This is a genomic window from Priestia aryabhattai (assembly GCF_023715685.1).
GTDB lineage: Bacteria > Bacillota > Bacilli > Bacillales > Bacillaceae_H > Priestia > Priestia aryabhattai_B.
On the sequence record NZ_JAMBOQ010000001.1, the window covers coordinates 181,971 to 195,721 of the forward strand.

Annotated in this window: 13 protein-coding genes; 7 read left to right on the top strand and 6 right to left on the bottom strand. The window is 35.0% G+C overall.

Features of this window, described 5'->3' with window-relative positions; translation table 11 throughout:
* Positions 1-635: 635 nt before the first annotated feature.
* From M3225_RS00920 to M3225_RS00935, 4 genes are all read left to right on the top strand, one after another.
* Complete coding sequence (locus tag M3225_RS00920) at positions 636-2,279, top strand: spore germination protein (protein ID WP_251390416.1); 1,644 nt, start codon at positions 636-638, stop codon at positions 2,277-2,279.
* Positions 2,248-3,477, top strand: coding sequence for a Ger(x)C family spore germination protein (locus M3225_RS00925; RefSeq protein ID WP_251390418.1), 1,230 nt, complete (start codon positions 2,248-2,250; stop codon positions 3,475-3,477). Before M3225_RS00920 ends, M3225_RS00925 begins: the two co-directional genes overlap by 32 nt.
* A 42-nt stretch (positions 3,478-3,519) precedes the next feature.
* Complete coding sequence (locus M3225_RS00930) at positions 3,520-4,617, top strand: GerAB/ArcD/ProY family transporter (protein ID WP_251390421.1); 1,098 nt, start codon at positions 3,520-3,522, stop codon at positions 4,615-4,617.
* Between the two features lie 108 nt (positions 4,618-4,725).
* On the top strand, positions 4,726-5,829 hold the full coding sequence (locus tag M3225_RS00935) for a GerAB/ArcD/ProY family transporter (RefSeq protein ID WP_251390422.1): 1,104 nt from the start codon (positions 4,726-4,728) through the stop codon (positions 5,827-5,829).
* Here the strand turns inward: M3225_RS00935 and M3225_RS00940 are convergent.
* The 6 genes from M3225_RS00940 to M3225_RS00965 form a co-directional block, all read right to left on the bottom strand.
* Positions 5,822-6,058 (bottom strand): hypothetical protein, encoded by a 237-nt coding sequence (locus tag M3225_RS00940; RefSeq protein ID WP_251390424.1) that lies wholly within the window; start codon positions 6,056-6,058, stop codon positions 5,822-5,824. The genes M3225_RS00935 and M3225_RS00940 overlap by 8 nt on opposite strands.
* A gap of 816 nt (positions 6,059-6,874) precedes the next feature.
* Entirely contained in the window at positions 6,875-7,156 is a 282-nt protein-coding gene (locus M3225_RS00945; RefSeq protein ID WP_251390426.1) for a MerR family transcriptional regulator, read from the bottom strand.
* Positions 7,157-7,879: 723 nt separating this feature from the next.
* Positions 7,880-8,875: a DUF3231 family protein gene (locus tag M3225_RS00950; protein ID WP_251390429.1), complete on the bottom strand. Its 996-nt coding sequence runs from the start codon at positions 8,873-8,875 to the stop codon at positions 7,880-7,882.
* 215 nt (positions 8,876-9,090) lie between these two features.
* The gene (locus M3225_RS00955) at positions 9,091-9,582 is read right to left on the bottom strand and encodes a general stress protein (RefSeq protein WP_251390431.1); all 492 of its coding nucleotides are present in this window, start codon (positions 9,580-9,582) and stop codon (positions 9,091-9,093) included.
* Between the two features lie 377 nt (positions 9,583-9,959).
* On the bottom strand, positions 9,960-10,346 hold the full coding sequence (locus tag M3225_RS00960; protein WP_251390433.1) for a hypothetical protein: 387 nt from the start codon (positions 10,344-10,346) through the stop codon (positions 9,960-9,962).
* An 18-nt stretch (positions 10,347-10,364) separates the two neighbouring features.
* Complete coding sequence (locus M3225_RS00965; protein ID WP_251390435.1) at positions 10,365-10,628, bottom strand: DUF1292 domain-containing protein; 264 nt, start codon at positions 10,626-10,628, stop codon at positions 10,365-10,367.
* A 957-nt stretch (positions 10,629-11,585) separates the two neighbouring features.
* Between M3225_RS00965 and M3225_RS00970 the strand changes: the two genes are divergently transcribed.
* The 3 genes from M3225_RS00970 to M3225_RS00980 all read left to right on the top strand — a co-directional run bounded on the left by M3225_RS00970 (position 11,586) and on the right by M3225_RS00980 (position 13,361).
* Positions 11,586-11,813: an alpha/beta-type small acid-soluble spore protein gene (locus tag M3225_RS00970; protein WP_061860437.1), complete on the top strand. Its 228-nt coding sequence runs from the start codon at positions 11,586-11,588 to the stop codon at positions 11,811-11,813.
* Positions 11,814-12,306: 493 nt separating this feature from the next.
* Positions 12,307-12,516 (top strand): alpha/beta-type small acid-soluble spore protein, encoded by a 210-nt coding sequence (locus M3225_RS00975; protein ID WP_013084404.1) that lies wholly within the window; start codon positions 12,307-12,309, stop codon positions 12,514-12,516.
* A gap of 332 nt (positions 12,517-12,848) precedes the next feature.
* A complete protein-coding gene (locus M3225_RS00980; RefSeq protein WP_251390436.1) occupies positions 12,849-13,361 on the top strand; it encodes a DUF3231 family protein in 513 nt (170 codons plus the stop codon).
* Positions 13,362-13,751: the final 390 nt, after the last annotated feature.

Here is a 13,751-nt window from a genome sequence, read left to right on the forward strand (position 1 = left end):
TAAAGTGACCTTTTTTAAAGTACTTTCATATTGCTTTACTACTTTATAAAATGTTGTTTTCTTCATATTTGCTTCTTTCATGGCTTGTACAGTTTTGATTCACTTTTATTTCCACCATTTATAAACTTCAATAAACTCCTGGCTAACTTGAGCTTTAGGTCTTTCAAAAGTTATCTCCTTATTCAGCGCAGCATCAATTCCCGCTCCTTGATACTTGCGAATACGATCTCTTTCTTCTTGGAGCATCCAAGACAGAATTTGCAGAATTAAATCCGCAATAAATGTTCCAAAACTAGCCTAGTCTTATACTGAGCTGTATCCAACAATGGCATATCCAAGACTGCAATGTCCGCCTCACCCTCTTTTTTGATGGCATTCTACTCTTGCAGGATTTCTTCTTTATTACGACCAAAACGATCTAACGAATAGAGATATTGGCAGGTCCATTCAATCCAAATCCAGTTATCACATTATAGTGAATTTTATGCTACGTTAGTTACTTTCCTTTGTAACAAGTTAATGAAGGCTGAATGAATGTATAAAAAAGTAATATAAGGAAAAATTACTAGTGAATATTGGAAAAATCCATTGTCCTCTTCATTCGATGACATTCAAAAGTGGGGGGTTATTAAAATATGAACAGCGCATGGAATCGCTTGATAAAAAAAGCCAGAAAACCCAAAAAAATGGGCCCTCAGTATGAAGAAGCGACTTCAAATAACGGGGTTCTTAGTTCATCTTTAGCTGAAAATCTTACGAAAGTAAAGGATTCTTTAGGTAATAGTGGAGATTTAGTGGTTCGGGATTTTAAAATGGGAAAACCTTTTTTATGTAAAGTAGCTTCTATTTATATAAATGGATTAACGGACAAAGAAATTCTGGGAAACTCCATTATAGAAAGACTGATGAATGATGTAGATATGATTGAAAAAGAAGATCCTTATGGACCAAGTGAATTAGGGACGTTCATAAAAGAACACATATTAACCATTACAAATGTGGGGGAAGTAACAAATTTTGATAAACTTTTTCTTCATCTTTTATCGGGAGAAACAATCGTACTAGTAGATGGATGGGATCAAGGGTTAGCCTGTTCCGCGCAAGGGGGGGACCTTAGAGCCATTTCGGAACCTGTGACTGAATCGTCTGTCCGAGGCCCTCGAGATAGCTTTACAGAGTCTCTTATTAGTAATACAGCCATGATTCGTCGGCGAATTAAAAGTCCTAATCTTTGGTTGGAAACGAAAGAAATGGGAAAAATCACGCAAACAGGCGTTGGTTTGATGTATGTAAAAGGAGTTGTCAATGATAAGCTTCTTACAGAAATAAAAGAGAGGCTCAGTAAAATAGAAGTAGATGAAGTCCAAGGGTCGAATACGATTGAAGAATGGATTACAGATGAAACCTGGACCCCTTGGCCCACTGTTTTTATAACCGAACGCCCCGATGTAGTGGCAGGAAATCTATTGGAAGGAAGAGTCGTAATTTTTGTAAATGAAACACCTACGCCTCTTATTGTCCCTGCGACATGGAATCAATTTTTCCAGACCGCGGAGGACTATTATTTACGCTGGACGATGGCTAGCTTTCTGCGAGTGTTAAGAATTATTTCTTTTTTAATCACTCTTCTTGGTCCATCGTTATTTATTGCGTTTCTTTCATTCCATCCGGAATTAATTCCAACACCGTTGTTAATTAATTTGGCAGCACAGCGTCAAAGCATTCCCTTTCCCATTATTATAGAAGCGTTATTGATGGAGTTCACGTTCGAGGTGTTGCGAGAAGCCGGTGTTCGTATGCCGCGTCCCGTTGGTCAGGCTGTTTCTATTGTAGGGGCTCTTGTATTGGGAGAAGCAGCTGTTTCGGCTGGAATTGTTTCTAGCGCGATGGTTATTGTCGTGGCCGCCACAGCCATTGCCAGTTTCACTATCCCTCATTATGCGATGACAGATGCTACTCGTTTACTTCGATTCGGAATGATGATCTTGGCAAGTTTTTTTGGACTATATGGAATTGGCTTAGGTGTAATCATGCTAGTAGCTCATACGTGTAGTTTGCGTTCATTTGGTATTCCGTATTTAGCACCTTTTGCACCCATTATTATAGCTGATCAAAAAGATTCTATTTTCCGTTTTCCCTTACCTTTTATGTCTAAACGTCCTCGTTTAATTAGTCAGGTAAAAACGAAGAGGACAGATGATAACTACAATCGTGAACCTTCACCAAGAGAAGGTGGCATGAAACAACATGAGTCAAAGAGGGATTCCGATGAGACATAAACCACTGATGCTTCTTTTACTTTGTGCATTATTAGTCTTATTGTCAGGGTGCTGGGACCGCGAAGAGTTACAGCAACTGAGTATCGTATCAGGAATGGCCATTGATAAAGGCGGTGACGCCGTAAAAAACAGATATAAAGTGACAGTTCAAATCATCAACCCTTCACAAGTCGCTGGTGGACAACAGGGGGGGAAAGTTCAAGCTTCGCCTGTGACAACCTTTACTGAAACAGGAAGCACCCTTGCTGAGACCCTTCGAAAGATTTCAACAAAGTCACCTGGAGAGCTTTTCTTTCCTCACCTTCAAGTTTTGGTGATTGGTGAAAGGGTAGCGAAAGAAGGAATTGAAGATTTGTTTGATATGATTGAACGTGATGCCCAATTTCGCGTCCTTTTTCCAGTTTTAATTGCAAGAGGGCATGTTACAGCAAAAGAAACGCTAGAAGTCACAACAGCTTTAGAAGCCATCCCTTCTGCAAAAATTGGGGATGCATTAAAGTCTTCTGAAGAAGACTGGGGAGCATATAAAAGTACACGTGCAGATCAGGTGATTCAAGGACTAAAAGAAGGAAGTGTAATGGTCACAGGTGTTGAGATTAATGGAGAGACGAAGAGTGGAAATGCCACAACAAATACGCAACAAATTTCCCCACGCGCGCAGATTGAAATAAAAGGAATGGCTCTTTTTAAAAATGGGAAGTTGGAAAAATGGTTGGATGGGCATGCTGCACGAGGAGTGACTTGGATTACAAATGAAATGAAACGAACTGTGATGAATCTTAACTGTGGAAAGAAAAAGGAAGCCACTGCAATTGAAATTTCACGTGCCAAATCATCTACTCATGTAACAATCAAACATCAGAAACCAGTTATCTATATTACCGTTCATGCCGAAGGCGCTGTCTTAGAAAATAATTGTTCTAAGGACCTTGGTAAATCGCTAGTCCTTGGCCAACTAGATGAACAACTAGAAGAAGAGATTAAACAGGAAGTATTACTGACAGTAAAAAAAGCACAAAAACAAAAAAGTGATATCTTCAATTTTGGTGAAATAGTTAATATGGCAGACAAACATGTATGGAAAAATATAGAGACGTCATGGGAAAAAGACATCTTTCCGGAAACAGAAGTTCATGTGAATGTACAGGCAATTATTCGCCGAACAGGAATGACAACCAAATCCTATATAAGCAAATAACAAATCTAACCACAAGGGGCAAAGAAAGGGGTTGTTTGATCGATGGAGAAAGCGAAAATAAGTGTCATTCAACTGTTTGCCCTCATGTTTATCTTTGAGTTGGGAACAGCGCTAGTCGTTAGTTATGGGACATCTGCTGGAAAGGACGCTTGGCTGTCTATTCTTTTGGCGATATGTGGTGGTGTTATTTTATCTTTTGTCTATTTTATTCTATTTCGTCAATATCCGAATTTGCTCTTCACTGGATATATAAGAGAGATATTTGGCAAATATATTGGATGGATTATTGGTTTGTTATATTGTCTCACCTTTTTGTACATTTGCGGGAGAAATGTACGTGAGTTTGGAGATCTATTGGTTTCATCCACCTTATCAGAAACTCCATTATTGGTAATCAATATTACACTTGTGCTTGTGATGTGCTATGTCATTTATCTAGGTGTGGAAGTATTAGGGAGAACAGCAGAAGTATTTTTTGTTATTTTGCTCTTACTTGGAGCAGCCGGGAATTTTTTTGTCCTGATATCAGGAGATGTTGATTTTCACCAGATACGTCCCTTTCTTGAACACGGATGGAAACCTATCTTCACCACAGCTTTTCCCCACCTACTCATTTTCCCATTTGGCGAAATGATTGCTTTTACGATGCTATTACCGTATTTAAATCGCCCTCAATTAGCAAAGAGAGTCTGGTTGGGGGCTGTGATTTCAAGTGGGTTGATTTTAAGCTGGACCGTATTGTTAAATATCTCTGTTCTTGGTCTAGATGTAATGAACCGTTCGACGTTTCCTATGTTAAAAGCAGTTGGGAAAGTCAATCTGTTTGATTTTATAGAAAGACTGGATGCCATTGTGGTATTTACTTTATTGATTACTGTCTTTTTCAAAGCATCCATCTATTTATATACTGCGGTCATTGGTATAGCTGATTTATTCAAATTAAACAATTATCATCAGATTCTTTTACCGATAGGAACGGTTGTTATCTTTTTATCTCTCACCATGGCTTCTAGTTTTTCAGAACATACGGAAGAAGGTTTTCTTTTTAATTACTTTGCTTTTATTCCTCTTATCATTCTTCCCGTATTGCTGTTGTTAGTTTCGATTATACGTAAGCATTTTAAAAGGAAAATGAATTAGTAATGCGTTTAGACTGATTCTATTATTGAACATTGAGAAAGTTATTAGCCAATATGAAAGAAAAAAGACGGCTTTAAAAACCGTAAAGAAAGGAGGTAATCTACAAAGATGGAGAAAGCGAAAATAAGCGTGATTCAACTCTTTGCCCTGATGTTTATTTTCGATTTAGGGACTGCATTAATCGTAAGTTATGGAATACCCGCTAGGAAAGATGCTTGGCTTGCTATCCTTTTTGGGATGGGGGGAGGCATAGTCTTATTCTTTGTTTACTATACGTTATTTTGTCAATATCCGACCCTTCCACTTACCGGTTATATCAGAAAGATATTTGGTAAATACCTTGGATGGGTGCTAGGATTATTATACTGTTTGTTCTTTTTATATATTGCAGCCAGAAATGTACGGGATTTTGGAGACTTACTGACTTCGTCCACTTTACCAGAAACCCCATTACTAGCAATTAATCTCTCGCTTATTCTTGTCATGTGTTATGTCATTTACCTAGGGATTGAGGTAGTAGGGAGAACGGCAGAAGTATTTATCGTCATTTTACTCTTATTTGGGTTAGGGGGGAATTTCTTTATCCTCGTATCTGGAGATATTGATTTCAATCATATCCGACCCTTTCTTGAACATGGCTGGAAGCCCATTTTAACTACAGCGTTTCCTCCTATTGTGTCTTTTCCATTTGGTGAAATGCTCGTATTTACGATGTTACTACCGTATTTGAATCGTCCTAAACTAATAAAAAAGGTATGGTTATCTGCCTTAATTTCAAGTGGCTTGATCTTAAGCTGGACAGCTGCTTTAAATATGTCGATTCTAGGCTTGGATGTAATGCAAAGATCTACATTTCCTACCTTGGCTACGATTGGAAAAGTCAATCTATTTGATTTTATTGAAAGGCTGGATGCTATTGTAGTTTTCACACTGTTAATGACCGTTTTTTTCAAAGCATCTATTTTTATGTATGGAGCTATCATTGGAATCACTGACTTATTTAAGGTGAAGAACCGCCAGCAAATCATTCTTCCTATAGGATTCATTTTGGTTTTTCTATCCATGACAATCGCCTCCAGTTTTTCAGAGCATTTAGAAGAGGGGTTTACTATTACATTAAAATATTTTCATGTTCCTTTTTTTATTGTTATTCCTTTGTTTATGCTGGTTATCTCCATCATTCGGAACTACGTGAAGAAAAAAACTAATTAGGATGGTATCGTTTCTCTTTTTTCTTTTTTATAATCATAAAAATTTGCTGGCCAATGACAATAAGAAAAAGTACAGCTAACATGATATATTCAGCATTACTCATTACCCAAAAAGGGTTTAGAAGGTGCATAAATGAATCATGGAAACTAAAACCTAATAGAAAATCCATTAACAAGAGGTTTAAAGTAGATAATAAAAAGACAATAATTATTGCTAGGAAAATCTTCATGTTTTTCCCTCCTTTAATTTAAAGTAAATATATTATTTGTCAAAAATAAGTTTTTTAATAATAAACCTTAATGTTTTAAATTAAAGGAAAGGCGTAAGATAGCGTAAAATATCTTGTGTAAATGAATAAGTACAAAAAGGAAGGACTTTTCTTAGAAAATTAAGTAACTTCAACCATCCTAAAGAAAGAAGGTCTTCCTATGAATGAGTTTATAACAGTTCTTGTTCAAGCTTTATTCCCTAACGAAGAGTAACCTGCACACTTCCTTGTTTCTGTATAGTCAGCGCTTTGCGACAAGATCTCATATTGATTGTAATTAAGCTCGCACAGAACTAAAAATGATGTTTAAAACAAACTAATGAACAATTTCTATAAGAAAAGAAAATTCATTTTTACATAAAATTATTGATCACCTCTTAATTTTCGGCCCTCAATTTTTACGTTAGAACCATAAATAAATCAGCAAAAAGATTCATAATATATATATCTTTAAAGATATATATATTATGAATCTTTTAAGGTAGAAGACTATTTTATTTGCAATGATTTTAGTAAAATAGCCTGTAATTCTATAAAAGAGAGCAGCATATATAGATAAACAAATTCAACTATACAAGTAATGTTTTTTATAACCCGATTCATAAATATTTTCATATCATTTGTTCCCTTCATATATAATTCACCCTTCTGGAAATTGTAAAAAGCATAGCGAAGAAAGGATTTTAAATTATTTATTTTAAGCAATGTAATAATTATTATTAATCTTGACGATAAAATTATTAAGTTAGGTTTGCGGAAAATGAGCTCTTAGTTGACCTATAATCGTTTTGTTTCTTGTATTAATATCTTTTTTCTTCTTTTATAAAGATCATCTCGAATTTCTCGTGTAAGAACTCCATCTTCTATTTTTTCTGCAATATCCATTAATCTCTCAATATCAGAAAAAGAATACCTACGGGTACCAGAGAAGGTACGTTCAGGAAAAATAAGTTTTTGAGTTTCATAATAACGAATTTTTCTCTCAGACAATCCGGTCATTTCAGTAACAGTTTTCATAGTCATTATTTTTTTCTCTCGATATAAATAATAATTTTTCAAATATATCCTCTCCTTTATCTATTTGATTGGCTTTAGAATAATAAAGAACAAGTAAATCTGTATAAATTTCAAAAAAATAAGTATGTATGTTATGAATAATAAATCTAATCTAATATCTAAATTTTCAAATAATTAATCCTACAATAACAACAAATTATACAAATAATCTACAACTTGGTTATAATTCCTAACACGAATGTTTAATTAGTACGAGTATATTTTATATATTTATTAGAGAGTAGTCGCAAGATTCCCTAATCCTTAATGGATAATAATAGAAAGCACTCTGGTGTAAAAACTTGAGATTTACTTTCAGTCTTTGCGACAGAGCGCTGTAAAATAGTTAATTTATTTCACAGACGATGCAACCTGTTTGTGTAGTACTACTATTGATAACTTAAAAGGTGTTGTTCCCTCCAATACCTGCCAAGTGACTGTTTCTGTTGAACCATTCCATGAGGCATAAACTATAGCTTCACCGCCATACAATAAATTGAAAACTCCTCTACAATCATAATATATGAAAAACTATTCCTAGTTTAACAATTTAAAGTTATATATGTTAACTAAGAGTGTATGGAAGATACATCTTAAAAATAAAAAAACTACTGCTCCTGAACAGTAGCCTTTTCTGTTTACACGTAATCTTATACGGAGTGATGATTTACATCACCTGTAGTAGTATGCTCCAGGGATTAAATATTATTCACTGAGAATGTTTGTCTAATAATCTAATCTCTTACGGTCATCTGCTTGGGGAGGTTGTTCCATCCACTGATTATCAATCATATCTTTCCCAATACGACTATATATCCATAAGCTATTCAAGGCTGCCTTTTCACAATGGGCTGCAATATCAGCTCTCATACTTGCGATGAGGGATGCGTTATAATAAGTTACTGCTACACCAAATAAGAAACCTGTTTGGAGAAGCATAAGCCGATCTGAAAAAGGAGAAACAGTAGAATTTGTAATCTCTGTTTCGCATGACTTAGGTAAATGAAGGTTGTCTTTTGTTAATAGGGATGAAAATATATCAATGTGCTTGTTTTTTACTTGGAGGCTTTTTTCTAATAATGCTCGTACATTTTGATTTTTTGAAACTTGTGAAAAGCCAAGAATCATCGCTTTCGCAATCATTGTTTTATGTAAATTAAAATAAGTATGTCCAGTTTCTATTGCATTCATCGGTCTCTTCTTACCGAAGACATCTGTTACATAGTGGCATTGTTTAATCAGTTCCGCCTTCTTAGGTGTTATATAGGTAGGTGGTTGCTGATGAAGTTGTTTTGAAATAAGCAGGTCCTTAGATCTCTTATAAACCTCCATAGCATCAAGATTACATTGATAATAAAAATCTACAACGTCTTGACGTAGGGAAGTTGTAAAAGATAAGCTCATTTCATTGTGTCCATGTGTGCTCATCATATAGAGGGATTTGAGACACAAAACGTCCGTAAATAAAGGAGGAGCTTCTAAATTAAGATCCTCTTCTGTAAATCCGTTAGGAAGAGGAAACTTCTCTTTTTTAAATAACGCTTTTAAGGTATCTATATGGTTAAGTGAATACTGAAGAGCTGTTTGAAAAAGGCTATGTATTTCAGGATCTTGGATCGTGTGAAGCATATATTTATTTACACATACAGATAATGTTTCACGGATATAGTGTGTCCATAAGTTTGCAATTTCAGGAGATGTTAATTGATTCTTTTTTTGCAATTTTCTGTTCCTCCGTATAAAAACTAATTTTTTCTTAGCTTCCTCTCCTTTTAAGCTTTCATACAAGAAGTTAGCTTTTCTCCTAATATTTCCGATAAAAAAGAAAAAGCTACTCGAATGAGTAGCTTTTAAAAAAACACATACTTAAGGGAATATAAGGAATTAGAGTTCCAATGTTCTTAGTTTGCTCACAAACTCGAATTTTATTCTTCTTTCTATTCATGCTCACGATGTTCTCCGTATAATGATTTATCATAAACGGAGTCACCCTTTGCAAAAGGAGAATCCTCTCTACTTCCTAAGAGCTGATTTGTTTTTGTCTCTCTATTAGCTCTTACTAGCAATAATACTTTTCCTTTTTGCAGATCATCTGCATAAGGTCCTGCTTCTGTAAGTGGGACACCTAAGTTAATTAAACGCTTTTCTACTCTTGCTTTATCTTTCTGAGTCTCTTTAGGGTGATCTGGTGAAAACATATGTTTAATTTTATCCATAATCGACTCATCTTGATGATCTTGTGCTGTGGTTTCAACCTTCTTTACGTCAATTCCCTCTTTGCTTTCTACTCCCGAATAGTCCTCTTTATCGATATCTTTGCTGGTTACCAGAGAAAGGTCCTTCTCTTGAAAACCTTGTGTTTTTAAGTTTTGAATAGCTGTTACAATAGCTTCTTCATTATCATACGTGCCTATCACATTTTTTGTCATGAGTAGTTCCTCCTTCTAGTATATAAAATGGTTTATATCAATTAATTCGTTTATGGTACTTGTAATACCCTGGCATCTTTTTCTAAAACATTCAAAAAATTAGACAATCATTGTTTAAATAAATAGCCCTTACGGAAACGACAATACCAGAAGTTCGCAAAGTATTAAAAAGCAAGTAGACGAAGCTATTGAGCTTCATGAAAAGATCACTCAATATATGATTGATCATGAAATGTATCATGCCTATGATATTGAAGAGCAAGTAAATCATGATTTAAAAAAGGTAGATAAAGCATTAGATTTAGCCAAAGGTTAAAAAACCTATCCCATTACTGGGAAAGGTTTTTAAATAGAAGATTTAATTGAATAAATCAAGATTAATTATTGTTTTGTTTATATTCTGCATCAAAAGAGTTTTCACCGGCATGAACCGATAGCAAGGTATCAGCATAGCCAACTAGCCTGTTGACCAGCTCATCTGCAATCGCATAAACAAGAGGATGGATTTCTGCTCTAAATAGTGCTGGATCATCTAAGATAACTGTGGTGTTAATAAACACATCTCTATTTCCATAAAGGTTATAATGAATCATTGCTTTTCCTGCAGCTCCTCCTGTTCTTGGATCTTCATAACCTGGAAGAAACACGTACCATTCTTCTGCTGTAGCAGACCGGAAGTTTTTCGTAAAGGTCATTCCATTGATAACCTTTTCAATCTGCTTTTTTTGCTCCAAATGAGTTGCATCTACAATTTTCTTCTTCATAAAGCACTCCTCATAAAATTAGCAAAATTCTTTGTCAGCAGGTGTAGCCTCTACAGCGATTTGATAAGCATCTAAAATGGAGTCACGTTCCTCAGGATCGGTCAATCCAACAAGATATTGTTCACCCTTATCATCTTCAACGCGCATTAACAGCGCTTCCCCGTTCGATTGCAACAAAGCATAAGTCTGATTTCTCATATCAAATAAAGCCTCAACTACATATTGTTTTTCAATACCTCTTTCATCTTCAATGGTTATAAAGTCTCTTTCCCTACTACTCACTTTTCGTTCACCTCCACTAAAAACCTTCCCGGTTACTTTACCCGTTCTTCTCTGCTTCTATAATCGTACAAAATGAGATTCAATAGCGAAGGAGAGTATTCAGTTTGGTTAAGGATATATCTAAAGAGAGACCTCTTATAAATTATTTCCTTTTCTTATTGATAACACTGATTACATAAAGTAACTTTTTTAAAAGAGCTGAAAATAGTTATTTATTCGTCTATTCAAAAGTGAAACTGTAAGAAATGATTAAAAAAATGTTTTTATAATATTGTGTTGTGAATTACATTCATGGCAATAACAATTAATTTCTAAAGCATCTTCTGTGAGGGTATGTATAGTTTCTTTTCTGCACTTTTTACAATATTCTTTTTTCTGACGTGTTTTTGACAATATAACCTCTTCCTCTCTTGCATTTTTAATTTTATGCTTAGTATAAGAATAACCATTGATATGGTACCTTTTGTTAATAATTTCATTTTGTATTTATAGTAATTTTTTTATAGCTTGTTGAACGTCTGTAGTTGGCTGCTGACAAGCATAATTTTCACAAATATAAATAGTTGTATTCCCAGAAATTATTTTATATTGAGAAGCAAAATCTACAAGGTCTTTAAAATCTTCGGGTTTCTCCGCTACTAATAGTGAATAATTGGGTTTGAAACTTTTCTGGAGCCCTTTAATAAGTAGAGGCTGGTTTTTATTTTTTAATTGATAAGTTAATTTTTTCTAAAAAGAGGATTGCAATAGCAATTGCAATCCTCTTCCCACATGGCAACTATATATTAGATAACAAGGAAATGAAGGAGGTATTTCGATTATTTGCGGAGAGAAATATATCCATCACTTTCTTTATTATCACAGTTCAAACACCTTTTATTCAGTCAATACTTTCCTTGTATCTATTTTCGCTTAATACAGATGATAAAAGCATACACACAAGGGAGGTGACACAATATGTCAAACAACAGTGGTAATAACAACGATTTATTAGTACGTGGTGCTGAACAAGCAATCGATCAAATGAAATATGAAATCGCTAGCGAGTTCGGTGTAAACCTAGGTGCTGAAGCGACTGCACGCGCAAACGGTTCAGTAGGTGGCGAAATCACAAAACGTCTTGTAGCAACAGCTCAACAACAATTAGCTGGTGGTTTTTCAGGACAATCAGGTACTTCTCGTTAATTTTGAGACTTACACTTAAATTTAATACCCTTTATGGCTTTAGCTGCCTGCTCTATAAGCAGGTAGCTTTTTCTACATGTGAACCTCTTTTACTTAGCTAAGGGAAATACAGTATCCTAACCTAATATAATTCAATTGGTTCGTTGAATCTGATTAGATTAACCTCTCCTTCAAATAACAGATATTTTTATGCTAAATTTGATGGTGAAGTTGAAGGGTGGCTTCTTCTTAACTCCCGTGGCGGTGAACCATTCTACATACGATAAACGAAATAAAAAAAAAGAATGACAAATGAGTTGTCATTCTTTTTCCTACACATGGCAAGGATAGTTTTCTTCGCAAGGAAATGAAACATGCAATTCCACTTTTTACAGCGTAATTTGTTTCTACTCTTTAGTATGGTCAATGGATGAGGATCTATACATCCATAATTTACCATGTATACACTTCTTGTCCAATAGGAAACTTAAGAAAAACAAGGAGGTGACACAACATGGCAAACAACAAAAGCAGCAACAACAACGAATTATTAGTATACGGTGCTGAACAAGCAATCGATCAAATGAAATATGAAATCGCTAGCGAATTTGGTGTAAACCTTGGTGCTGACACAACTGCACGTGCAAACGGATCAGTAGGTGGCGAAATCACAAAACGTCTTGTACAAATGGCTGAGCAACAACTTGGTGGTGGACGTTTCTAAGACAACTTTATAATTGATGGCTGAAGAAAGAGTGGGTATCCACTCTTTCTTTTATTATGGAAATTTTCTATTTATCATCACAAGCAGAAAGCCACATAAAGCATATATTAAACAAAAAACTGCCAAAGAAGGCAGCTCTCTGTATAACAAGGGTATTGTGACTGATGCTCTTATAGGCACCTTGAATAGTATGCGTAAAACAGTAGATTGTATTCACTGATAAAGTTACTTTTTTATATCTAGAAGAATAATAAAACATGATATGGAGACGTTAAGCATGTGCACAGTAAGAAAGGTGGCACATTATTATGAATATGTTAAGGAGGATAACAATGGGTATTTTAAGTGGAAATCCTACAGATGAACCGATGCATTATGGTGAGGTGTTTGGAACATGGTCGTTTCTTTCTGCTTCAAAAGGATTAGTAGCTGGTTATCAAACATTTCTAAATCATGTAGGAGACAAGGATCTACATAAGTTGGTACAAGAAACGATTGAACAATGTCAGCAGGAAATGAAAGGTGTAGAAAAGCTATTAAAAGAGAATGGAGTGACTTTACCTCCAACTCCGCCTGAACGTCCAGAAGCTTGTTTAGATGATATTCCAGTAGGTGCACGTGTTCAAGATCCCGAAGTTGCTGCGGCTATTTCAATGGATATAGCTGCTGGTCTAGTGGCTTGTAGTCAACTGATTGGCCAATCTATTCGTGAAGATATTGCAGCAATGTTTGGTCAAATTCACATGCAAAAAGTAGCCCTTGGTGGAAAGTTTTTGCGACTTAATAAAGAAAAAGGCTGGTTAGTTCCACCACCTCTTCACAAGTCAAAAAACACGGATTGTTGATAATAAAATTCGTATAAAACGTGAAGATTTCACATTAAGTAAACCCTACAACATGCTATGAGAAGGAAATACTGATTCATTCCATATTAGTAGTTCCTTCTCATTATGAATAAAGAGCAATAAGTAGAGCAAACTAATTACACATAGAGTTTCTAAAAGAAAACCTACCTCTGATAAATCAGGTGGGTTTTTTAATACATAAGTTATTGATAACTTGAGCAAACTACTCAAGATGCAATAGAGCATTATCAATATAATAACTTCTATATTTCAACGACTAGGAAAACTACTGCACAGGAGCAGTAGTTTTTTCCGTTTTTATGTTGTATAGAATATAAAAAGTTAGTGAACATAATGTACGTTTATAAGCAGTGCCAAATTAATTCTGGA

Coding starts and splice junctions, on each gene's coding strand:
- M3225_RS00920 (WP_251390416.1), top strand. CDS start 636: ATGAACAGCGCATGGAATCGCTTGATAAAAAAAGCCAGAAAACCCAAA.
- M3225_RS00925 (WP_251390418.1), top strand. CDS start 2,248: ATGAGTCAAAGAGGGATTCCGATGAGACATAAACCACTGATGCTTCTT.
- M3225_RS00930 (WP_251390421.1), top strand. CDS start 3,520: ATGGAGAAAGCGAAAATAAGTGTCATTCAACTGTTTGCCCTCATGTTT.
- M3225_RS00935 (WP_251390422.1), top strand. CDS start 4,726: ATGGAGAAAGCGAAAATAAGCGTGATTCAACTCTTTGCCCTGATGTTT.
- M3225_RS00940 (WP_251390424.1), bottom strand. CDS start 6,058: ATGAAGATTTTCCTAGCAATAATTATTGTCTTTTTATTATCTACTTTA.
- M3225_RS00955 (WP_251390431.1), bottom strand. CDS start 9,582: ATGACAAAAAATGTGATAGGCACGTATGATAATGAAGAAGCTATTGTA.
- M3225_RS00960 (WP_251390433.1), bottom strand. CDS start 10,346: ATGAAGAAGAAAATTGTAGATGCAACTCATTTGGAGCAAAAAAAGCAG.
- M3225_RS00970 (WP_061860437.1), top strand. CDS start 11,586: ATGTCAAACAACAGTGGTAATAACAACGATTTATTAGTACGTGGTGCT.
- M3225_RS00975 (WP_013084404.1), top strand. CDS start 12,307: ATGGCAAACAACAAAAGCAGCAACAACAACGAATTATTAGTATACGGT.
- M3225_RS00980 (WP_251390436.1), top strand. CDS start 12,849: ATGGGTATTTTAAGTGGAAATCCTACAGATGAACCGATGCATTATGGT.